Source organism: Leptothoe sp. LEGE 181152 (genome assembly GCF_032906605.1).
In the GTDB taxonomy this organism is placed as follows: Bacteria; Cyanobacteriota; Cyanobacteriia; order Phormidesmidales; family Phormidesmidaceae; genus Leptothoe; species Leptothoe turfae.
The window spans coordinates 132,032-153,068 of record NZ_JASATU010000009.1 but is presented as its reverse complement, the minus strand read 5'-3'; the positions used below and the strand labels follow the sequence as shown (position 1 = coordinate 153,068).

Below are 21,037 nucleotides of genomic sequence, written 5' to 3'. Positions count from 1 at the left end.
CGATTACTTACTCTCAAAGTAGCCAGTATCAGAGCGTTTTGTTAGCATTGTGGCCCCACCGCCACCGCTGCCAAAGGTGACATTTAAACCTTCATACGCTAGCGTAAGTTCCTCGATGGCAACGGCACTGCCATCTGCCTGTAGAGAAGGTGCCTGCCACCCCACAGGAACAGCACCAATCAAAGTCCAACATTGTTGGGTTTGTCCCGCTTGATTGAAAATTAAGATATTGATGTTGCGGCGATACTGTTGGAGGGCAGTGCCTGACGTGCGCGGTTGAAACAATGTATTAAGCCAGTCCCAAAAGACTTGATCGCCACTCATACCCCGCTTTAGCGTGACATCCGAAAATTCAGGTGTACCCAACAAAATTCGCTGCTGGTCATTTAGGCCTCCTTCCGCGACGGTTTCCTTTTTGACCTGCACGCCAAGTCCACCACATTCTGTAAAACAGGCTGTGATTTTGCTTTCGATTTCCACATAAAATCGATTGCTGGTGACATAGTTAGCTGCGGTAGAATTCTCAGAGCTGCTGCTTGATGTAGTGGCCATTTTATCTCCTGCAAGACCGTTCCTGTTGTAATTTCATGTCGTCACACAGGAGTTGGTGGATGCGATCGCAAAATTGTTGCATCGCTAGGGGATTATGGGCTAGCTTCTCAGCTACCTGAGCCATCATTCGTTTTACTTCCAGCGTATGATCACTCTGCACAATGGCGGGTGCCACAAACGCTGCTGGGTTAGAAATATCGCTACTGGGTGGCAAAACAGTTGTGCGTTCAGCCCCAGCCATAGAATCTAAATTAGTCATAACGTATTTACCCCGTTAGGCGATTGATGTTTCTATAAAAGTTCTGTAGATAATTTAAGTCTCCGGCAAATAAGCCCTCAATGACGGTGGGACTGACCTCAGGTAAGGTGCCCAACGATAGAATAACCCGTGCCAAAATAATCACCGTGGCATAGGCTGGATTCATCTGAACCCTTGGATCAGACATGGGTTCAATCTCATCAATGGTGCGGGCCAATCGCATGGTGCCGTGTTGATGCACCTGACCAGCCGCATCCAGATAGCCCGTTGGCAGCCTGAACATAAACTCAGTTTGTATACCAGAGGAGCCATGACTGGGTGCTTCTGGTTGAAAATCTGAAGCGATGGTTTTGGGCGGCAACGGATCAATGGGTTGAATAGAGGGCTTAGTTTTGGGTGGTGCTAACCCTAAATTGTTGCTGAGTTGAATGGCTGTCATAATTCTCTTTCTCAGTTACAAACGCGTTTGAGCGATTCGACAACAATTTCTACTTCTTCAATGTTGTAGTCAGCTCCTTTAACATCTAAATCAGAGATTTTATAGCTGACGGGCCAAGCTCCAGTGAATTCAAAACGAAATTGTTCATCCCCCGCTTGATCATAGATGCAAAGAGCACCGTTGCGACGCTGGTCAATCCAATTACCCTCGCCAATGGTATCCATCCACTCCCAAAAGGCTGTGGAAATGGTCAAACCTCGTTTGATTGTGATGTTGGTATAGGAGCTGTTTCCTGGAATTTTAGATCGAACAATGTGCCCACGGCTTTTTCCCTGTTTCCCCCAAACCTGGGGGGTTACTTCACAGATTTCGATGACATCTTGCGATCGTGCAAAACCACTACATTCCATGAAGTAACCATCGGTTGAATCAACACTACCGTCCAGCCTAAGTTCCAGATAAAAACGAGCTTTAGTTAAAATCTCTGGAAATGTCATTAGTTACACTATTTGTTTCGAGTAACTTGAGTAAAGTACAACTCCAGTGTGTCTTCCGCTAAGTTGCCACCACTATCAACGGCAAGGCTGCCAATCTGTTTCTTACTGCCTGGAAATAGATCGATAAAGTTATAGCGCATGGCCTCTTTTCCATTCGGGTCATAGACCACTAGCGAACCCGTTTTGCGACTATCCATCGCCTTGGAACCACCCCCCGAATAGGTGTCTGGGTGGCAATCGTTATACCAATCTGATAACTTCTTCTGATCAGATTCGTTACCCGCTACATAGGTCAGGGTAACGGTGCTGTTGTACTTCACACCGCCAATCGTTGCCTGGGTTTGAGTTTTGGCATCTTTAGTCACACCAATGGCTGAATCTCCACCAGCCACTTCTAACTCAATCTCAGGCCCAGTACAGTTTTTGATTGACAAAGCTGTTACGCCATCAATCTCGAAATAGAATTTTGAATTGGTTAAATATTGGACCATGACTATGTTCTCTTGACTGTTCTCTTGACTGACCTAAAGGTCAAACTACATGGTGCGGTTAAACTTTTCGCAGGTAATGGTATAGGTCTCTTCGATGTAAGCATCTGCCGTTACATCGAGATCGGCACACTTATATTTAGAAGGCCATGCCTCAACAAATTGCCATTTAGCTACCTCATTGCCATCGGTATCGTAGGCAGTAATGCTACCTTCTTTTTTGTTGTCGCCCCATTTACTCTTGCCGCCATTGGAAGAAGGTAAACAGTTCTCAAACCACTCGTAGAGCTTTTTGCTGGTACTGTCACCATCGCCGCTGGCAATGCAGACACAGTCAAAGGTAAACAGTCCTTCAAAACCCGCTGAGTTTACTTGCCACAAGGTTTTACCACCCTTGGTGGTGCCAACAGCCTGCTGTCCACCCTGGACCTTAGGAGAATAGTCAGGAATATTGACACTCTTGAAAACAGACTTTTCCCCTTCACAAACTCCGGCAAGTTCCAGATAAAAACTACTTGGGGCTATTGGCTTATTGAGATCAGCCATGGGGTTATCTCCTTAAAATTCTGAAAACGTTGACCAAAACCCCTCTCTCTTTCGGAGGGGGGATGACGTAGAGGCACTCCATGGAACGCCTCTACATCCTTGATTGATATCCCTTATTGATTAGGTGCCCACTGGCTGATACGGAAGATGACAAATTCTGCCGGGCGTACAGGGCAGACACCCACTTCAACATATAAGCGGCCCAACATAATGGTGTCGTGGGTATTCAGCTCACCATCACACTTCACATAGAAGGCTTCTGCTGGAGATGTACCAAACAAGGCTCCCTCGCGCCATAGCCGTTCTAGGAAGTTACTGACCGTGCGACTCACACGAGCCCAAAGATCAGGATCGTTAGGTTCAAAGACAACCCACTGGGTGCCAATTTCAATGGACTTTTCAATGTAGCTCAACAGTCGCCGGACGCTGATGTAACGCCACTGAACATTGTCAGGTTCAACCAGGGTACGAGCACCCCAAACTTTTAAGCCACGGTTGTAGCTGGAGAAGTTACGAATGCAGTTTACACCCAAAGGATTCAGCAGTTCTTGCTCACGCATATTTGTCTCGTAAGCCAGGCCAATAACACCCCGGGGTGTTTCGTTGGCAGGTGCCTTAAACACACCGCGAGACTCGTCAGTACGACACCAGATACCCATCATGTGACCAGATGGGGGAACCAGTTTAGGACGACCGCCGTTGCGGGGGTCAGCCACCTTGATCCAGGGATAGTAGGTGGCCCCAAACATAGAGCGACGATTGAATGTGGTCAACCACTTAGCCGCATCTGCCGGACGCTGACGACTGGGTTCTACGGGATCCATGCTTTTGCCTGGTTTTACCGGCGGTGGATCGATAATGGCCATGCGATAAGCGGGGCCGGGGAATGAATTCTCACACATGCTAAGCATCATTTCCATGACACCGTGCACCTGATCGAGATCAATCAGACCTTTCTCGTAGGCTAACAATAGGTCTGGACAAGCCACCATAGAGACTTCATCAATCTCATACAGACCTTGAATGCCAGTACGATCGTCGCGGTTGCCTTGAAGATCGCGATTAAAGCGCTCTGGCTTGCCGACATAGGGGGGAGGTGCGATCTCATAGGAGCCATTAGCCGGTCGGCGAGAAAGAGCCTGGCCAGATTGTGAGATGTTCTCAACCACAATATACTCAGAGGGCTCTAGCATCGTGACAGCATAGTCAGCAACATCGGAGGCCACCTCTGGATTCATGCTCAGGTGATCGTACTGCTCTAAGATTTCATCACCTTGTCTGACGATGACTGTGAAATACTCACCATTATTAATGGGGGGTTCCGCATCCTCATCGGCATCGTCAGGTAAAGGCTTAGGTCCTCCATCTAGAACACTGACAGTTAATCGACCCGCACTGGATGGAAGCGCCAAGGTGCCTTCTTCCTCAGATTCAGAGGCTTTTAGATAGAAGGAAAGAGAAGGTTTACCACTGGAGGTGATCAGTTTGGTTGCATTCTCAGATGCAGCAGGTTTAGGCGTGCCCGGTAGCTTAGTGCCAACACTTACCACCCAACAGCGACCGCCACCATTCAAAAACCAACCCTGTACAGCAAAGGGAAGGTAAGCGCCAAAATCAGTGAACCCATCGGAGCCTGGCTTGCTAAAAAATTCTAAGTATTGAGCCCAGTTGGTAACCATCATGGGCTCAAACAGTTCAGCGTCTCCTCGTACGTCTTCGGTAAAGCCGATAAATCCGGCAACACTCATGCTGACGCCCTCAATGGGGCGACTACCTCGGTCTACCTCTTCGACGTAGACCCCTGGCGCAAAGTAGTCTAAGGCCATACTAGTTATTCTCCATCCAGTTTGAGCTGTAGTATCTGTGTTTTTCCGTAGAGAGAGGACGTTCTCCTCGTCTAACAGGAAGATAAAAATATAAGTGTTGCTAATTAAGTTTTAATCTGTTATCCGCAAAGGGCAGTGATAACAGGCTAAATCGTCTCTTAACCATATCCAAGCTAAAATCGATTGCTTCTTCTACAAAAACGAATGTTCTGGATGTGGTCAAAGTATAAATCGGCAACAACAATGTGAGTGGATTGACTCCTAGAATACTGTTTTCCCCAGAATCCCCATGCAATATCAATAAAAATCAAATTACGTATATTTAGTTCCCATTACTACGTTTGAACTATCCAAAATTACGGATGGAATAATGGTTTATCCAGATTGCCCAATGGCAGTAGACGCTAGTATTTATCAAACAATGTTGAATTCAATCGTTAACTGGGCACTTCTATAGCAGACGTTTTCATACATGGCTGAATGAGTAATCATCTTGCGATCGCAACTGTCACCGCTACACTACAGCGGTTGCTTCAGGGCGCGATTCAGCGTGATGTAGACGGAGCTCGAGTTACCACCCTAAAGCCCAACAGCATTGGCAGCAGCACCCCTGAGTCAGGCATCAACTTGTTTCTATATCAGGTCGCCCACAATAATGCTCTGCGCAATGGTGATACTGCCACATTTCGCTCTAAAAAAGGCCCCATTCGACGCCACTCCTCTCTGGATCTTTACTATATGTTGAGCGCCTATGGTAATGATACAGAATTAGAACCCCAGCGGTTGTTGGGGAGTGTAGTGCGCACTCTGAGCGATAAAACTGTGCTCACCGCCGATATGATTGACACTGCAATTGTAGACTCGGCGTTCTTAGCCAATTCAGATTTAACCACACAGACGCAACAAATCAACATCAATCCAGTGCCCATGGATATGGATGAGCTGTCTAAAATTTGGTCAACATTTTTTCAGGCACCCTATTCATTGTCTCTGGTTTATAAAGTCATGGCTGTTGTCATTGATGGTGAAATATCGACCCAGAAAGCCCTGCCAGTGAGAGAGCGTTACTTTGGTGGGATGGTTCCATTTCCCCATCAACCAGTAATTGAAAAAGTCATTGCCCAATCAGGCCCTCTGTCCCCCATTGATGAAAAAACTCCCCTGCGAATTTTAGGGAAGCTGTTGCAAGGACCCAATACTCAAATCAAAGTTGGTGATGCTGAGATTGTCCCAAACTCAATCACCGACAATGAAATCAACGTGTCGCTTACAGACGTCCCCCGCTTATCTTTACGGGCAGGCATTCAGTCTGCACAGGTGATTCACTATGGAGGTCAACAACAATCGCAACATTCCTCAAAAATCGTTAATCAATCTGTACTGATCAATTCCAATGCTTTACCTTTTGTTCTGCGTCCCACCGTAACATCGATAAAAGTTGTTGATATAGAAGGCGTTGACGACGATCCACGGACGGGGATTTTACAAATCTCCACCTATCTACCTGTCGGTGCTCAACAGCATGTAGTGCTTGCCCTTAATGAGTGGTCCACAGATGCCCCAGTCACCTACCTCTTTACCGCATCTCCCCGCGCAGCAGATACCGACAGTTTGACAATTTCCATTAGCGGCGTGAAACCTGGCGACTATCTTGTTCGTCTACAGGTTGATGGGGCTGATAGCCTATTAGGTGTTGATACTGATCCTAACAGCAGCACCTTTAATTGGTTTAATAGCCCCAGAGTCGTCGTCAAATAAATTGTCATGAGTGACGTTTCCGAACCCAATGCGGACCAGCCAGCCGAACCTGATTTTGAGGCCTTAAAAAATAAAATGAACCTAGAACTCGAAACAATTAGTGTTAATCAGCTGCATAATTTAGCGACCCAAGCAGTTGAGAAAAAGCTCATCACCGCCCACGGTTATCGTGGGGGACAGTATGAATTACTCCGCGATGGAGAATTTGTTCTGTTATCTCCGACAGAAGCCATTCAGTATTTGCAGGACCTGTTGCAAACGAATGATTAGAATTTGTTAAAGAGCAATTGCATGATTTAAATTTTATGCCCTAAATTTTCTTCAGGAGAAAGTCCATCGGAGGGACCCCACGCAGCCGGTTTTGCCTTAAATCGACTTCTCAAGATATATCAGTGGTTGATGGCGATGAAGGTTGCTCAGGGCTTTCCTCCCTGAAACCCTCCTGAAGTGGGGGCCTAACTCCCCCTTTAGGAGCAATTAAGTTATTTCTATTAGGCAAATTGGGGTTTCCCCGAAAATAGGTTCTCACTTATCGCAAATATTCAGGTGTGGTGTAGATTAAGGCGACGTCGATTAATAAGGTTATCCCTTAATCCCAAAATCATTGTTTAACAGTATCTGGAATACTTGCCTGTTTACATATCATCCAGACCAAATATTATGACTGTTGCATTGTCACCGTCTAAATCTATTCAAAGTTGGCACAGTGCCAATCAGCAATACCTCAGTCATTCACTCGCTCAAATCCGCCATCTATTAGAACAAAAAAACGAAACAAAAACTCCTTTAGACCAACCCAACCCAACTCCGTTAGAAAACAATTACAATGGTCAACTATTTACCCTAGAACTACTAACCCATTGTCTTGGGCTCACTCACTTTGAGCAAAACATTCTCCTGCTATGCGCAGGCATGGAACTAGATGGACATTGGCCTAAACTGTGCCAAACAGCTAGCAATAGCGCCTATCCTACCTTTGGATTAGCCTTAAGCCTATTCGAGAACGTCTGCTGGGAAGCGTTAACCCCCAGTGCAACACTGCGACGATACCAGCTGATTGAGATCGGTGGCGGCAATGCGTTAGTTACGAGCCCTCTACGGATTGATGAGCGAATTTTACACTATCTGACAGGGGTGCAATATCTTGACCAACGTTTGCAAACACTGATGCATGCTGTGCATGCGCCCAGTTTGTTAGTGCCTTCCCATCAACGTCTTATTGACCAGATAGAACAGACTTGGACTCAGAGGTTGCCGGGGAGTCTCCTGTCAGTTATTCAATTGATTGGCGGTGATAGCTCTAGCTTGAGAACTGTAGCCTCTGAAGCCTGTCAGCATTTAAGCCTGGAACTACAGGAGTTGTCTGCTGAGGCGTTACCTACCGATTGGCAACAGCTGAAAACATTGCAAACATTATGCGAGCGTGAATATCGACTGAGTCGCATGGCAGTGCTTTTAAACTGTGAGGATTTAGAGACTGAAAGTGCGGAGAGACGGAGTGCGATCGCAACCTTTATTGACACGACCAATCTCCCCCTGATGATTACTGGTAGAGATCGCCGTCGGCAGCGGCAGCGCCCCCTTTTCACCCTCGAAGTAGACCACCCCACATCGTCAGAACAGCGTCAACTGTGGCAGTCTGGCCTCGGCCATCGCGGAACGACTTGGCAGACCTCTATCAACTCGCTAGTGTCTCAGTTTAATCTGAGCCCTAGTGCCATTCATACCGTTTGTCTACAGGGGCAAACAGTTAATACCCCTGAGCCCCTATGGAATCTTTGTCGTACCCAGGCTCGACCTCGCTTAGATGAATTAGCCCAGCGTATTGACGCTCGTGCCACCTGGGATAGCCTGGTATTACCCGAAAAAGAACAACAGATAATTCAAGAACTCTCTACCCACGTGGCCCAGCGCTCTCGCGTTTACGAAGACTGGGGTTTTGGTGGCAGAAGTGGTCGTGGATTAGGCATTAGTGCTCTATTTTCTGGTGCGAGCGGTACGGGTAAAACGACAGCAGCTGAAGTGATCTCACGGGATCTCAATCTTGATCTTTATCGGATTGATCTAAGTACAGTGGTGAGTAAATATATCGGTGAAACTGAGAAAAATTTGCGTCGTATTTTTGATGCCGCTGAGGGCGGGGGGGTGATTCTACTCTTTGATGAAGCCGATGCTTTATTTGGTAAACGCAGCGATGTCAGTGACTCTAAAGATCGCTATGCCAACATGGAAATTAGTTATCTTCTACAGCGGATGGAGTCTTATCGGGGGTTGGCTATTTTAACCACCAACCTGAAGAACTCCATCGATCAGGCATTTCTCCGTCGTTTACGGTTTGTTGTTCAATTTCCTTTCCCCGACGCCAAACAGCGAGCTGAGATTTGGCGTCGTGTATTTCCTGCGGATACTCCCACTAAAGACTTAGTCTATGAGCGTTTAGCAAAACTGAGCATTGCTGGCGGTAACATCCGGAATATTGCCCTGAGTGCCGCCTTTATCGCAGCCGATGCTGATGAGCCTGTGATGATGAAACATCTACTGCAGGCAGCTAAACGCGAATATCTAAAGTTAGAGCGCCCATTAACCGACACAGAAATTAAGGGATGGATATAGGGGTACACCGCCGTGCCTTCTTCTTGACACTAGAAAAGCCTTAGAAAAGAGAGTTTCAATCCCTCTTTTCTAAGGCAATGCAGAGAAAATGATCAGCTATGCAACTATGCTAGTACCCATGGCATAAACTTGGCAGCGATCGCATCCACCCATCCACATTTGAATTTGATAGTGGGCAAACTTACGCCACAAAATACTCGTGTGACCCAGATGCTTTAAATTCCAGGAATCTCAGAGAGTTCACACTCTAATTCTTCCACCGAGAAATTAGTCATCTCTCGCCATTCTTTCATCGTAAACGAAAAGCCCTTTTGGTTAGCCATCGCTACAAATATCTCTGGGCTAGGTGCTGCACTGAGGGAGTTGCGTAGGGACGGGTTTGTTTGAGCTTCGCGAAAAAGCTTAGCTACTTGTTCTCTAGCCATAATTTAAATACTCGCTAAAGGAATTGAATCAATTAAAATTCATTTGTGTTTACTGTTGTACTCTGAATACCTGGCTAGTGCGAATCGTTAGAATCACGGAAGTTTTCTCACGTTTAGGTGGTTAACATAACAAAAAAAGTTGACAGCAATAAACATATTGGTAAGCACTAAAGAGATTTTAGGACAGGGTTGGGGATTTCCCATGAGGTTAACGCTTCAGGGGGGACTTCAATTTAGTCATGACTATCGTAATCTTGAAGAATCAATTGTCATCATTCTCAGCACTCGTTTAGGCGAGAGAGTCTATCGCCCTGATTTTGGCTCTCGCCTCCATGAATTAGTGTTTGCTCCCCTCAATGATGACACTCTACTGCTGGCCCAGATTTATGCTCGCACAGCGATCCAAAAGTGGGAACCTCGTGTCTTGGTTGAAGCAGTTACAGCCATACCGATGCCTGATACAGCCAGTCTCAGTATCACTGTTAATTATCGAATTCGAGAAACACCTCATCGACGGAGTTTGGTATACCCCTTTTATCTCACCCCATCTGATGAGTAGCGAGCCCTATGGAATTTGACTTTCTGCCCAAACTACCTAATTCCAATTTAGACGACCGCACGTTTAAGGAGCTGGTCGAAGAGTGTCTGTTGCGTGTGCCCCGCTACTGCCCGGAATGGACTAATCATAATCCTAGTGATCCCGGCATCACCATGGTGGAGCTATTTGGCTGGCTCACTGACCAAATGATGATGCGGTTTAATCAGGTGCCGCGTCGTAACTATGTAGCTTTTTTAGAGTTGTTAGGTATTCGTTTACAGCCGCCTGCGCCTGCCCATACCGCCATTACGTTTTACCTGGCTGCAAGTTTGCCAGAGCCCTACCAAATTCCTGTGGCAGTAGAGGTGGCAACTGAGCGTACTGAAACAGAAGAGGCCATTATTTTTAGTACTGATCGGCCACTAATCATTGGTCTTCCCTTGATTAATCATCTGTTGACAGCAGATACGGCTGAGCGTATTCCTAACGTTTTACAAGATCGGCTCTCTACCCGTTGGAGTCGTAATACCAGTGGTGATTGGACCGGTTGTGAACAGACTATTTTTAACCCCACCCCTCAACCTGGTAACAGCTTTTATCTAGTGCTTGATCCAGCCCAGTCCCTTGAAGGCAATGTGATCGCCCTACACTTTACGGGTGAAACGGCAACGCCCACTGGTATTCGTCCTGAGACACCACCCCGCCAATGGCAAGCCTGGGATGGTCAAACCTGGGTGCCAGTTCTCATGCAAGAAAGCGATGACGAGACCTGTGGGTTTAGTTTTTACAATACGGGTAGCACCAGCGATATTCAGCAGGGAGAGGTGGTGCTGCACCTACCTCAACAATTTCCAGTGACCGACTTTGCTAGCTATCGGGGCCGTTGGCTACGCTGTGTTTGTACAACTCCTGACATGGGAGTTCCCACCTATAGTAATTCTCCTCGTCTCTTGAGTGTTTCAGCTCGTTCCATTGGTGGCACCATTGATGCTAGCCAGTGCACGCTTGTGCAGGATGAATTGCTAGGGGAAAGTGACGGGCAGCCAGGCCAAAGCTTTCAATTGCAGAGCCAGCCGGTGCTTCCCCGTGATGAAACAGAATTTTTATCGATCATTCTGCCCAGCGGTATTCAGCAAGACTGGCAAGAGGTGACTGATTTTGCTGACTCTGGTCCAGAGGATTGGCATTACACCCTCGATTCGCTGACGGGGATGGTGCAGTTTGGCCCCCTGATTCGAGAGCCTGGTCAGCTAAAAACGGCGACACACGTGCGATCGCAACAACAATTCCACGGCACCACCGTACTCACTACCCCCCCACAGCTGCTGGAACGACAGTATGGCGCAGTTCCCCCCAGAGGGTCCATGATTACCATGGGTGCCTATCGCACTGGGGGTGGACAGCGGGGTAACGTGCAACCCCATACATTACGGGTGATTAAATCAGCTGTCCCCTATGTGGCCTCAGTGATCAACCATGGGGCCGCTTACCATGGAGCCGATGCTGAATCATTAGATGATGCCGTACTACGAGTGCCGCGACTGTTGCGTACCCGAGACCGAGCCGTCACTCCAGAAGATTTTGAAACCTTGGCCATTGAGGCCAGTCAAGGGGCTGTAGCCCGCAGTATTTGTCCTCAACAGATTAACAGCCAGCCGGGGGTGGTGAATGTGATGTTAGTGCCCCAAGCCAACACCGCCACCATTGATACTGCCATGGGGATCTCTCCGGAGTCCTTTGACCTTACGCCTCAGCTGACCCAACAGGTTACCCAGTATCTAGATGAGCGCCGTCCTTTAGGTATCCAGGTGAAGCTACAGTCCCCTGAGTATGTGGGCGTGACTGTCAAAACAGAAGTTGCCATTGATGCAGCCTATGGTGCCCCTGAAGCTCAGCAGGTGATTCTCCATGATCTGCAAGTCGCCCTCTATCGGTTCTTAAATCCCCTTGTTGGAGGCCGTAACGGTCATGGTTGGCCTTTTGGTACAGCGGTGCATCCGTCAGACATTATCACATTGTTGCAGGGGATAACTGGAGTACGTTATCTCGGGGCCGTCATGCTGTATGAATTACGACGTCAAGACAATGGCTGGGTGCGTCAGTTAGCCCCTGATAACGTTGTTAAACCAGGACCATTAGGCCTGGTCTGTTCCTGGGCAGATACTCAGCTACGTTCGGGCCACACCATTAGTCTGATTAATTAGGGAGAGGCCGATGTCACAGGTACAAACGGGACAAATGATGAGTCTTGAGCTATTGCCTCTCCAGGTGCCTGAAGCGGTTATAGACTCAGCTACCGTATTCTCTCGACAAGCGGTAATGCCGCAGTCGTTAATCAGTAAACTGTGTCTACGGCCAGGGGAGTTTAGTGAATTAGTGGTGCGGATCAAAAACCACTCTAGTGAGTCGATCCAACTTAACTTCTCGGTCACTGGAGATATGCCCTCTAGCTGGTGGCAACTGCGCACAGAAGGCTCTAGTTTACCTGGCCATCACCAGATGGAAGTTGTTCTGTATTTTGCGATCGCAGCCGATTTCTTTGAACAGCCCCTCGCCCCTGAGCAACTGCCCCTGAAACTAGATTACACTGGCCAACTAACCGTCACCGCCATCACCTCCCGAGGTGACAGCCAGGAACAAATTAGCCCTTTCCAAGTGTTGGTCAGGCCGCCAAGCCTGTATCTCGATTTTCTCCCCGACATCTATCGCAATGTTGATTTTGTTGGTCGATTTCTAAAAATCTTTGAAACCACCTTTGAGCCCGCCGTTGACATTCTGGATCACCAATGGGCCTACCTTGATCCGCTCACAGCCCCCCAGGCCATGCTGCCGTTTCTGGCCCACTGGGTGGGCTGGTCATTTCAAGGACCGCTCAGTTTAGCCCAACAGCGTGCCTTGATCCGCTATGCCATGGAGATTTATCGATGGCGTGGCACCCGACGCGGTTTGCGATTTTATCTCCATCTGGCCAGTGGTCTCCCCTTAGACGACCATGTATCCGATGAATCCCAACGGTCCATTGGCATCCACGAAAACTTTAGCCAGGGCTACGTGTTGGGTCAAACCATTCTAGGAGAATCCACCATCCTCAGAGGTAATCTTCCCTATCACTTCAACGTGCAGCTACGCCCTCCCAGGGATTATCCCCTCGATGAGACCCTGATTCGCACCATCATCGAACAAGAAAAACCCGCCTTCTGCAGCTACGACCTTGCCATCGAACCCCAATAACCAATACCCAATCCCCCCCATGAACCCCACCCCCCTCCGGCGTATCCAAGTCAACGACGGCATAATGAATCCCAGCCCCCTCCAGCGCATCCAAGTCAACGACGGCATGCTGATCACCGCCAACCATTGGCAAATTGCCCACAGCTATCACCAACAACGACAAACTATTCATTATGAAGCTCTCCATCAGGGTGGTATTGTTAGCGGCTTAGGAGTGAGTGTGGGTCCCATTCCCGAAGTCGCACCGAGTAAATATCGACAGCCCCGCTGGTTAACTATCCAGCCGGGATTAGCCATCGATGCCCAAGGCAATCCCATAGTGGTTTCTAATTTAGAAAGCTGTTATCTCTCAGCCCAGCCCATAGCTGAGACGACAATTTATATTGTGCTGAAACATTCAGAACGATCCTCTCAATCTGAGATTGTTCAAGAAGCATTTCAGATTATTGAAAAAGATGTCCCAGCAGAGAGTGATGAGGTAGAACTTTGTCGAGTGCGATTAGGCGTGGGGGACGTTGCGATCTCACCTCCTGAGGATGTCTTTTCTCCTGCGCTCAACCAGCTTGACTTACGCTATCGTCAGTGGGTGCAGCCTCGCCCCCAGCGAATGGCCAGCGTTGCAGCCTGGTCTTACCATAGCTCAATTATTGCTCAGTTCGAAGACCTATTTGCCGCCTTGCCAGGCCTATATCCAGCATTGCAGGGACAGGTAACAACGCAAGTATTGGAGAGTGATTTAACCTATCTTGCCTATGAAGATTTTTGTGAGCTGACTCGCCCCGATCAGCGGCAGGTTGCTCAGTATCTTCAGCAAGGGGGTGTAATTTTGGTTGGAGCTGCAGCCGACCAACTGGGTGAACTCTATCGGGTTGAAGCTGAGCTCAATCAAGCCCTCTTCGCCAAGCCTCAAGGCTTAACGTCATCGCTATACACCTCGGCAGAGCAGGAACTACATAACGTTCAAGGTTGCATTGCTGAAGCTGTGGCAAAACTAACTGAGCCATTGCTGGCTTTTCTAAACGCAGAAGGATTAAGTCTTAAATCTGTAGGCAGAGAAGTGCGATCGCAACCCTTTAGCTTTAGTCAGTGGCCCACGATCCATGGTCAGCCGGTTGATCTGCACGGTTGGGGTGGGTTGTTACTGTTGGTGGGGCCGTTGCCTCAGGCTTGGAGCCTTAGCGAAGACCTGAATCTCTCCCGCGAAGAGATTCGCAGCGCTCAGGAATTGGGGGTTAACGTGTTGAATTTTGCAGCACGGCGGCGGTGTATGTATCAGTGGTTAGCGCCGCCGCCATCATAAGGGGGCATTGCCCAACCTCAGTTTCCTGATGCCTTGACCAATTCTCAACTAATCCGATTGCCTGACCCCATTGCCTGACCCTATTGCCTGACCATGGCCAAACAAATTCTGACCCAGCTTTCTACCCATACAGTCCATTTAGGCATGGGTAATGACCAATTTGAAGTCATGGTCAATAATCTTAGCGATCGGTTTGCCACCTTTGCCTTAGAACTGTCAGCTTCGGGGCTAGCTCGCCAGACTACACCAGATTGGTATCGGCTCACTCCAGACATCTCGGCAAAGATTCCGGCGGGGGATCAAGTCAATTTTGTGGTGAGCATTCTAGAAACTCCCCCGATCCCTGGTGGTTTCACTGGCAAAATGAATCTCAATGTCAATGTGACCTGTCTGGAGTTGGGGGAAGAAGACCGCCAGCTAGTCAACCTTGTTGTTGCCGGATCTGGTGTACTACCGTCCTCCCTTAGCGTCCCCAAAACTGAATTTCAGGCTGTTCCAGGAGATTTGATTGAGATCCCTTTACAGCTGTTTAATCCTAATCGTAACACCGCACATACGCGGGTTACCCTCAAAGGTTTGCCCAAAGCATGGCTTACCGACGGTCACGAGCGGCGTTTACAAGTAGCCCCCCAGGGAAGTGCCCATGGGGTATTTATCTGCCAGCTACCATCGACTAGTGAGGCAAAACCCTATCCATTTAGCATTGAAGTAAACCAGGCCGAGGCACCGATTGTCAGACAAAAAGGTATCCTCACAGTGTTGCCAACGGGCTGGGTTGAATTTGTTTATGAACTTGAGCAATCTGAAGATTCGGAACCACCATTAGAGAAAAGAGTAAATGCTGCGTCGAATCGCTATGCCCTGGTCCTCAATAACAAAAGTAATGTCCATCAATCTGTTGCCATCACCCTAAATCGGGTTGATATTCCCTGGCACCAGAAAATTTGGGCGATGTTACGTCGCCGCCCACCCATACCTGCCTCAACGACATCGCATTTACTTCAGCTCACCCCAGCACAGGTTGATCTCAAAGTGGACGATCTGGCCCAGATGAGTTTAACCCTTTCGCCAAAATCCCCCTGGTGGGGCTGGCAACGACGGCAACAGTTTCAGCTACGCCCCCAGCTACATCAAACAGAAATACGACCATCGACTCAGACCGTTGAACTGGTAGCTAACCCCAAAGTTCCCTTCTGGTTACAGTGTCTAGGTTTCCTTAGCCTGAGTATTATGGCCATTATGGCTGTCTATTGGCCCAATGGTCATCGCGGCTCTGTGAATAGTGTACAGTTCGACGGTCAGGCGAATGCCGTGATTAGTGGGGCAGACGATCATACCCTATATCGTTGGCAAGTCTCGCCGCGTCTGCAAGATGTAGCAAAGCTAACAGATACGAATAAGTCTGTGCGTGTCGTTCGTTATCGTCCCCGCAATAATGATTTGTTAGCAGCTGGTTTAGAAAATGGAGAAATTCAACTATGGGATTTTTTATCCCAGAAGTCTCCTAAAACTTTGGTATTTCATAAGGATGATCGAGTCTTTGACCTGCAATTTAGCTATGATTCCCAAAGTCTTTTTAGTGCCCACGGTAGCGGGCTGGTGCTACGCTGGGCCATGGATGATTTATCTCACCTGGGTCAGGGCACTGTTCCAGAACAGGAGCACCACTTTGACTTTGCTATTCAAGCGATAGCACCGATTGATTACACTAACCAGCAACATAATCAACAGTCCCACTGGCTGGCTGTGGGCGGACGCTTTAACCACCTGGTTTTATGGAATCTAGAAACGGATCAGCAACACTTCCTGAAGTACCCTGCTGGGGAACCCAATCACTATATCTCTAGCTTAGATACAGCAGGTGCTACTTCAACTCGCTTAGCGGTTGCAGATAATCAGGGGCGCATTACCCTATGGGATTTGGATAAATGTCTCCATAGGGTTACCGCTTGCAAAGTAAGCGACCAATGGATGGATGGCCATAAAGGTAAACCTGTAAATACCGTAGCCCTGAGTAAAAATGCCTGTTACCTGGCTAGCGGTGGCGACGATGGTCGCGTCATGCTCTGGTTTCTGAATACGGCAGGACAGGTGATGGAACAGAAGAAAATAGCCCACTTTAGTAAACCCGTTAACAGTGTTGACATTTTGCAACAAGATAAAACCCTGCTAGTGGTCAGCGGCAGTGATAACCATCGTGTCAAGCTGCATCGCACTAAGGCCAACAATAAAATCTGCCCATAAGGATACGTCGTAATGACTCATTTTTCCCTACCCATGCGATCGCTACCCGAGGTAGCTATGGAACCGTCTGAGATTGCCCTATCTCAGCCCATTGGGATTATCCTCTCCTCTTCTGGAGAAGACTCTGTGCTACCGGGCGAGCGTTTAGAAATTGGGGTGACCATTAACAACAAGGGAAACCAGAGTGCCATTATTGATGTCTACCTAGACGAATTACCAACGGCCATTCATAACTGGTGCTCTACGACACAAACCCGTCTAGCGTTGGATCCTGGTCAAGGGGAAGAAGTCACCTTTGGGTTTGATGTGCCAGCGTCAGCTTTATCGGGAGCCTATCGCTATCGACTGATCGTAGACGCCCCTAACCATTATCCTGATAGTCCGCCCCAGCGATACGAACAAGTCTTGCAGGTGTTGCCACCGACCCATACGACCGTCAGAGTAAATGATCCGACGTTTGCCGTAGAGCCAGTTACCACCACCAATAAGCCAGTTAAAACACTGCCAGGCAATCCGCTTCAGTTTCAAATATATGTTTATAACAGAGCGGACCGAGTGGATCGGTTTCGGCTACAGTGCACTGATTTAGCTGAAGATTGGGTAACCATTAATTATCCCCAGGGATTCCAAGCGCCAGGTTTGGCCATAACAGAACCCTATCTGGATTTGAACCCAGGTATGGAGGGCGTTATTTTATTGACCATTACGCCACCATCCAATGCCCTGGCAGCAACCATGCTAGCTACGCTACAGCTTAAATCTGAGAATAATCCACAACTCAAGCTGCTAGATGTTCTATACATCACCATTGATCCGGTTTATCAGCTGGATACTCGCTTTCGCACCCTGGTGAGTCGGGTACAGCGACAGCCAGGTTTATATAGTATTCAAGCCAGTAATCAGGGAAATACCCCCAGAACCCTGGAGTTCAAAATTTTAGGGCTGGAAGACGCTGATCTTTGTGACTATCAGATTCAGCCTCAATCACTGACCCTAGCTCCGCAACAAACCTTACTCAGCCAGATTTCTGTTCAACCTAAAAATCCCTGGCAGCGACCACTGTTTGGGGGTGGGCGAGTAATCAACTTTGAAATTACAACAACTGACCCAGAGAAAAAGCCACTCCTCGACATGCCCATGCAGGGGCTTTTAATGTGGGAAGCGCGCCCCTGGTGGCAAATTTTGCCAGTTATTTTATTGTTACTAGGCTCATTTATCGGGCTAATATGGTTAGCCTGGTATTTTTTTATTCGCCCCCCTGCACCCACCAACATTTTACGGTTTTCAACCGAGGATACAGCCTACAGTGCCGCCCAAGGAGACACAGTACATCTTGGGTTTGACATTGCCAACCCAAGGCGGATACAGCATCTAGAAATCGTTGGCCTATCGGCTGAAGGTAAGCTGTTGAGTGGTCCTTTAAAGTTTGACTTTACCCAGGGGTTGCCTGCCACTTTAGAGCCTCTATGTGTGCAGCGACCAAACCAGCTGACTTGCCGTAATATTCGCACTGATGCCACACGAGCAGGCGAGTATACGTTTACCCTTTCATTGATTCCTAAGCCAGGTCGTAATGCTACACCAGCAACAGCAACAGCACTGCCTGTGACAATTACCCCTGCACCGCTACCGGCCATTCTAGAACTGGTCTCGACCTTCGCTTCTTATGCTGAAGCACCGCCACAGCCAAAGACAAAATCTAAGGAGACCCAGACAAACGCTGCGAAGAAGGCCCAGGCTACGGATGGGAAAAGAGCACAAATGACAGATCTTCCCATAGCGTTTGTTCCATCTCTGCCAGAAAAAGATCCCCATGTTGCCAGAGTCAACTGGAAGGTAGATCATCCAGAACAATTAGAGACGCTACACCTGGTTGGACGAGATGCAGAAGGAGCTGTCGCTACACCAGTGTTTTCATTCGATTTTCAGGCTGGGATACCCAAAGAACTCACTGATTTCTGCCTATTAGACACCCAGTTAATTTGTCGTAATGTCCCCACAAGTCTGCGTCAGGCGGGTATATACACGTTCGATTTAATCGCCATTCCTAAAGGAGAGTTGCCTGAAAAACCTATTTCATTGACCAGTGAACCCACACACATTCAGCCGCGCCCCCCCCGTTTGTTGACGTTCACGCTCAATGGAGAACCGGCTCAGCCTAACTATTTGGTCCCTGTTGATGAGGGACAGCCTTTAGTAAATTTGGAACTAGCTTGGGCCGTAGAAGATAATCCGGGTACTCAAGTGATGCTGATGCCAGCCCCTGGCAATGTCCCCGTAGAAGGTGTTTTGCCTTTACCCCTTAGTCCAGAACCGGGTGAAACGCTCGTCTCTTTGCAGGTGATTAATGGGGCTGGAGAACAGCTTACCCGCTCGATTACGATTACCACCTATGATCCGACACCAGAGAGTCCCACAATTGTTGTGAATACAGGGGATGCAGCAGCTGGTGATGGTGATGGAGCCAATGCTGCTGGCAGTGCTGATGCTGCCGGGAATAATGGAGGTGCAATTAGGGTGCCAGTGCCTAGCAGACCAGGTACAGTATCCCCGCAGGAGCTACCCCCACAGTTTGAATAAACTGGCTGTAATCCCCGTTGGGTTTGGCGCGATACTTCCCTTGCTGGGATCAGAGAAGCACTGGAAAACTCTATCTACTCACAGCAGGGTATCCTGGCCCACGAAGTTGAAAAAGGTCGAACCGTAACACCTAAAGAATCCATTTGATCGTTTCTATGCAGAAAATACATGCTTGCGGCGACCGATTAGCTGGTAGAGCCACCAGCTAAAGAGGAACGCAACGGCTGCGATCGCAACCGACTGCCCAATCCACAACCATTCTCTATCACCTGAAATGCTTGTACCATAGTCATTTTGCCTATTTTCAGGGAATTAAGAGGGATTGAAATACGCCTGAACTACGCTTAATAGCGTTCAATTTCTAGATTTTTTAAGCCATTTTTAAGCCAAAAACCCACCCTGCACGCATATCTGCAAGAAAGAACAGGTAGACAGTATTTATATATATCTATCTAGGTCAACCTGACTTTTCCTGCTAAGTCCTAGAATTGCCTAATAGCAAGGGTTCTGAAACCACACTCAATTCTTAATAAGCTGACCTTATTGAGAATTGAGCCGCGAGGTTAAAGGGCTTCCAGGGCGTTAAAATTGAGCAGATTTTTCTCTGAAAAAGATAATGGGAAAAGTCAGCAAAGGTGACACCAATACAGCCCGTGGGGGTGCAACCGGTACCCGCAAGATGCGGGATGAAGGGGAGGTGCATATCAAGCTACTGGCTAAGGGCAAAGCCCGGATCACGTTCCCAGATGAAGCGCCCTTTATCCTGCACTATCCCAACTTGGAAGCCTACACCCAGGTAACTGACAGCTATTTAAGCGAGCATGATGCACTCATTGATGAGCTAGCTGAGGATGATTTTGAAAGTCAAATCATTAAGGAATCCCCTTCAATAAAGCTCCCTACGAAATGGGAAGTGGCTAAATCCAAAATGCAGGCTGTGGATAGCCCTTTACGACCTCTAATGGAGTGGTTTGAAAGCAGAAATGAAAACTCATTCTCCATGCAGTTCATCAAAGAAAATGGGAAGTTGCTAAACACCATAGGAAAGCATGAATATTTTGATGGAAGTAGCGCTAGAGAAAAAGTAGAATCTGCTGTGCTTTTATTGGTCAGGGATGGACTACTTTATTATGATGGCGAGGCTGTTTTTAATAACAATAAATAGCCTCTTGGCGATTGGGTGGGCGTTGGGTGATTTTTACTCTGGGCGCACTGGGTGATAAGAAAAATCAAGCCGCCCAGACCGCCCACCCAGAGATCGCCCAGACAATCGCCCAGCATTTTTAGATTGCATTTACGTAGTTTTAAAGAGACAGAAAAATACTTAAATTAAAGGTATTTATATGATGTCAAATACGGTTCCTAAATTAGTCATCACGTATGATCTAAGAATTGCTAATCTCACGCGATATAAAAAAGTTAAATTAACTATTCTACAGCTCATTTTAACTCAATAAATCACTGCATCTACATTCCAAAAAAATCACTAAATTGTCACCAAAAAATAAATCAAAATCCCGAAAATCATCAAGCGCTAAAAGACCAAATCAGTAATCTGATCGAGTCATATGATCCGTCCGGTTCTGCACTGCTTGAAATTGCGGTTGATGTCGCTGACAGGTACTCAGCACTCGCGCAGGTATCAGAACTGTTAGCCGCATCCCATAGTCAAATGCGAGTGCTTGAACATCGCCACGCGCTACTTGAGAAGCACGGCATTCCAATTCAATAAAAACCATTG

At 47.8% G+C, this 21,037-nt stretch carries 19 protein-coding genes; 10 read left to right on the top strand and 9 right to left on the bottom strand.

Annotated features, from left to right (window positions below; translation table 11 throughout):
- Nucleotides 1–3: 3 nt before the first annotated feature.
- The 7 genes from QGP82_RS05930 to QGP82_RS05900 form a co-directional block, all read right to left on the bottom strand.
- Complete coding sequence (locus QGP82_RS05930; protein WP_490794745.1) at nt 4–552, bottom strand: phage tail protein; 549 nt, start codon at nt 550–552, stop codon at nt 4–6.
- Nucleotide 553: 1 nt separating this feature from the next.
- Nucleotides 554–811: a hypothetical protein gene (locus QGP82_RS05925; RefSeq protein ID WP_163670561.1), complete on the bottom strand. Its 258-nt coding sequence runs from the start codon at nt 809–811 to the stop codon at nt 554–556.
- Between the two features lie 7 nt (nt 812–818).
- Entirely contained in the window at nt 819–1,250 is a 432-nt protein-coding gene (locus tag QGP82_RS05920) for a hypothetical protein (RefSeq protein ID WP_348918745.1), read from the bottom strand.
- Nucleotides 1,251–1,261: 11 nt separating this feature from the next.
- On the bottom strand, nt 1,262–1,747 hold the full coding sequence (locus QGP82_RS05915) for a phage tail protein (protein ID WP_163670559.1): 486 nt from the start codon (nt 1,745–1,747) through the stop codon (nt 1,262–1,264).
- 8 nt (nt 1,748–1,755) lie between these two features.
- Nucleotides 1,756–2,238 carry a phage tail protein gene (locus tag QGP82_RS05910; protein WP_006519850.1) on the bottom strand — a complete coding sequence of 161 codons (483 nt, stop codon included), beginning with the start codon at nt 2,236–2,238 and terminating at the stop codon, nt 1,756–1,758.
- Nucleotides 2,239–2,283: 45 nt separating this feature from the next.
- On the bottom strand, nt 2,284–2,781 hold the full coding sequence (locus QGP82_RS05905) for a phage tail protein (RefSeq protein WP_163670557.1): 498 nt from the start codon (nt 2,779–2,781) through the stop codon (nt 2,284–2,286).
- A gap of 113 nt (nt 2,782–2,894) precedes the next feature.
- Nucleotides 2,895–4,607: a phage tail sheath family protein gene (locus QGP82_RS05900; RefSeq protein ID WP_163670555.1), complete on the bottom strand. Its 1,713-nt coding sequence runs from the start codon at nt 4,605–4,607 to the stop codon at nt 2,895–2,897.
- Nucleotides 4,608–5,087: 480 nt separating this feature from the next.
- Here QGP82_RS05900 and QGP82_RS05895 point away from each other — a divergent pair, with 480 nt between their 5' ends.
- The 3 genes from QGP82_RS05895 (at nt 5,088) to QGP82_RS05885 (ending at nt 8,978) form a co-directional block, all read left to right on the top strand.
- Nucleotides 5,088–6,365, top strand: coding sequence for a Pvc16 family protein (locus QGP82_RS05895; RefSeq protein ID WP_499057683.1), 1,278 nt, complete (start codon nt 5,088–5,090; stop codon nt 6,363–6,365).
- A 6-nt stretch (nt 6,366–6,371) separates the two neighbouring features.
- A complete protein-coding gene (locus tag QGP82_RS05890) occupies nt 6,372–6,635 on the top strand; it encodes a hypothetical protein (RefSeq protein WP_499057680.1) in 264 nt (87 codons plus the stop codon).
- 390 nt (nt 6,636–7,025) lie between these two features.
- Nucleotides 7,026–8,978 (top strand): ATP-binding protein, encoded by a 1,953-nt coding sequence (locus QGP82_RS05885; RefSeq protein ID WP_499057678.1) that lies wholly within the window; start codon nt 7,026–7,028, stop codon nt 8,976–8,978.
- Between the two features lie 215 nt (nt 8,979–9,193).
- On the opposite strand, the gene QGP82_RS05880 is transcribed toward QGP82_RS05885, so the two are convergent.
- Nucleotides 9,194–9,403, bottom strand: a complete 210-nt coding sequence (locus QGP82_RS05880) for a Nif11-like leader peptide family natural product precursor (RefSeq protein ID WP_163671186.1) — start codon at nt 9,401–9,403, stop codon at nt 9,194–9,196.
- Between the two features lie 202 nt (nt 9,404–9,605).
- Between QGP82_RS05880 and QGP82_RS05875 the strand changes: the two genes are divergently transcribed.
- The 7 genes from QGP82_RS05875 to QGP82_RS05845 all read left to right on the top strand — a co-directional run bounded on the left by QGP82_RS05875 (nt 9,606) and on the right by QGP82_RS05845 (nt 20,461).
- Entirely contained in the window at nt 9,606–9,962 is a 357-nt protein-coding gene (locus tag QGP82_RS05875) for a GPW/gp25 family protein (protein WP_163671187.1), read from the top strand.
- A gap of 8 nt (nt 9,963–9,970) precedes the next feature.
- Complete coding sequence (locus tag QGP82_RS05870) at nt 9,971–12,145, top strand: putative baseplate assembly protein (RefSeq protein ID WP_499057677.1); 2,175 nt, start codon at nt 9,971–9,973, stop codon at nt 12,143–12,145.
- 10 nt (nt 12,146–12,155) lie between these two features.
- A complete protein-coding gene (locus QGP82_RS05865) occupies nt 12,156–13,172 on the top strand; it encodes a phage tail protein (RefSeq protein ID WP_499057675.1) in 1,017 nt (338 codons plus the stop codon).
- Nucleotides 13,173–13,191: 19 nt separating this feature from the next.
- Entirely contained in the window at nt 13,192–14,472 is a 1,281-nt protein-coding gene (locus QGP82_RS05860; RefSeq protein ID WP_499057673.1) for a hypothetical protein, read from the top strand.
- Between the two features lie 93 nt (nt 14,473–14,565).
- Complete coding sequence (locus tag QGP82_RS05855; RefSeq protein ID WP_499057671.1) at nt 14,566–16,716, top strand: WD40 repeat domain-containing protein; 2,151 nt, start codon at nt 14,566–14,568, stop codon at nt 16,714–16,716.
- 12 nt (nt 16,717–16,728) lie between these two features.
- Nucleotides 16,729–19,296 (top strand): COG1470 family protein, encoded by a 2,568-nt coding sequence (locus QGP82_RS05850; RefSeq protein ID WP_499057669.1) that lies wholly within the window; start codon nt 16,729–16,731, stop codon nt 19,294–19,296.
- A 616-nt stretch (nt 19,297–19,912) separates the two neighbouring features.
- Nucleotides 19,913–20,461, top strand: a complete 549-nt coding sequence (locus QGP82_RS05845) for a hypothetical protein (RefSeq protein WP_499057667.1) — start codon at nt 19,913–19,915, stop codon at nt 20,459–20,461.
- A gap of 382 nt (nt 20,462–20,843) precedes the next feature.
- On the opposite strand, the gene QGP82_RS05840 is transcribed toward QGP82_RS05845, so the two are convergent.
- Nucleotides 20,844–21,035 carry a hypothetical protein gene (locus QGP82_RS05840; RefSeq protein WP_499057665.1) on the bottom strand — a complete coding sequence of 64 codons (192 nt, stop codon included), beginning with the start codon at nt 21,033–21,035 and terminating at the stop codon, nt 20,844–20,846.
- Nucleotides 21,036–21,037 lie beyond the last annotated feature (2 nt).

Excerpts from the sequence above, each read along its gene's own strand:
- QGP82_RS05930 (WP_490794745.1), bottom strand. The coding sequence starts at position 552 with ATGGCCACTACATCAAGCAGCAGCTCTGAGAATTCTACCGCAGCTAAC.
- QGP82_RS05925 (WP_163670561.1), bottom strand. The coding sequence starts at position 811 with ATGACTAATTTAGATTCTATGGCTGGGGCTGAACGCACAACTGTTTTG.
- QGP82_RS05920 (WP_348918745.1), bottom strand. The coding sequence starts at position 1,250 with ATGACAGCCATTCAACTCAGCAACAATTTAGGGTTAGCACCACCCAAA.
- QGP82_RS05915 (WP_163670559.1), bottom strand. The coding sequence starts at position 1,747 with ATGACATTTCCAGAGATTTTAACTAAAGCTCGTTTTTATCTGGAACTT.
- QGP82_RS05910 (WP_006519850.1), bottom strand. The coding sequence starts at position 2,238 with ATGGTCCAATATTTAACCAATTCAAAATTCTATTTCGAGATTGATGGC.
- QGP82_RS05905 (WP_163670557.1), bottom strand. The coding sequence starts at position 2,781 with ATGGCTGATCTCAATAAGCCAATAGCCCCAAGTAGTTTTTATCTGGAA.
- QGP82_RS05900 (WP_163670555.1), bottom strand. The coding sequence starts at position 4,607 with ATGGCCTTAGACTACTTTGCGCCAGGGGTCTACGTCGAAGAGGTAGAC.
- QGP82_RS05895 (WP_499057683.1), top strand. The coding sequence starts at position 5,088 with ATGAGTAATCATCTTGCGATCGCAACTGTCACCGCTACACTACAGCGG.
- QGP82_RS05890 (WP_499057680.1), top strand. The coding sequence starts at position 6,372 with ATGAGTGACGTTTCCGAACCCAATGCGGACCAGCCAGCCGAACCTGAT.
- QGP82_RS05885 (WP_499057678.1), top strand. The coding sequence starts at position 7,026 with ATGACTGTTGCATTGTCACCGTCTAAATCTATTCAAAGTTGGCACAGT.
- QGP82_RS05880 (WP_163671186.1), bottom strand. The coding sequence starts at position 9,403 with ATGGCTAGAGAACAAGTAGCTAAGCTTTTTCGCGAAGCTCAAACAAAC.
- QGP82_RS05875 (WP_163671187.1), top strand. The coding sequence starts at position 9,606 with ATGAGGTTAACGCTTCAGGGGGGACTTCAATTTAGTCATGACTATCGT.
- QGP82_RS05870 (WP_499057677.1), top strand. The coding sequence starts at position 9,971 with ATGGAATTTGACTTTCTGCCCAAACTACCTAATTCCAATTTAGACGAC.
- QGP82_RS05865 (WP_499057675.1), top strand. The coding sequence starts at position 12,156 with ATGTCACAGGTACAAACGGGACAAATGATGAGTCTTGAGCTATTGCCT.
- QGP82_RS05860 (WP_499057673.1), top strand. The coding sequence starts at position 13,192 with ATGAACCCCACCCCCCTCCGGCGTATCCAAGTCAACGACGGCATAATG.
- QGP82_RS05855 (WP_499057671.1), top strand. The coding sequence starts at position 14,566 with ATGGCCAAACAAATTCTGACCCAGCTTTCTACCCATACAGTCCATTTA.
- QGP82_RS05850 (WP_499057669.1), top strand. The coding sequence starts at position 16,729 with ATGACTCATTTTTCCCTACCCATGCGATCGCTACCCGAGGTAGCTATG.
- QGP82_RS05845 (WP_499057667.1), top strand. The coding sequence starts at position 19,913 with ATGGGAAAAGTCAGCAAAGGTGACACCAATACAGCCCGTGGGGGTGCA.
- QGP82_RS05840 (WP_499057665.1), bottom strand. The coding sequence starts at position 21,035 with ATGGTTTTTATTGAATTGGAATGCCGTGCTTCTCAAGTAGCGCGTGGC.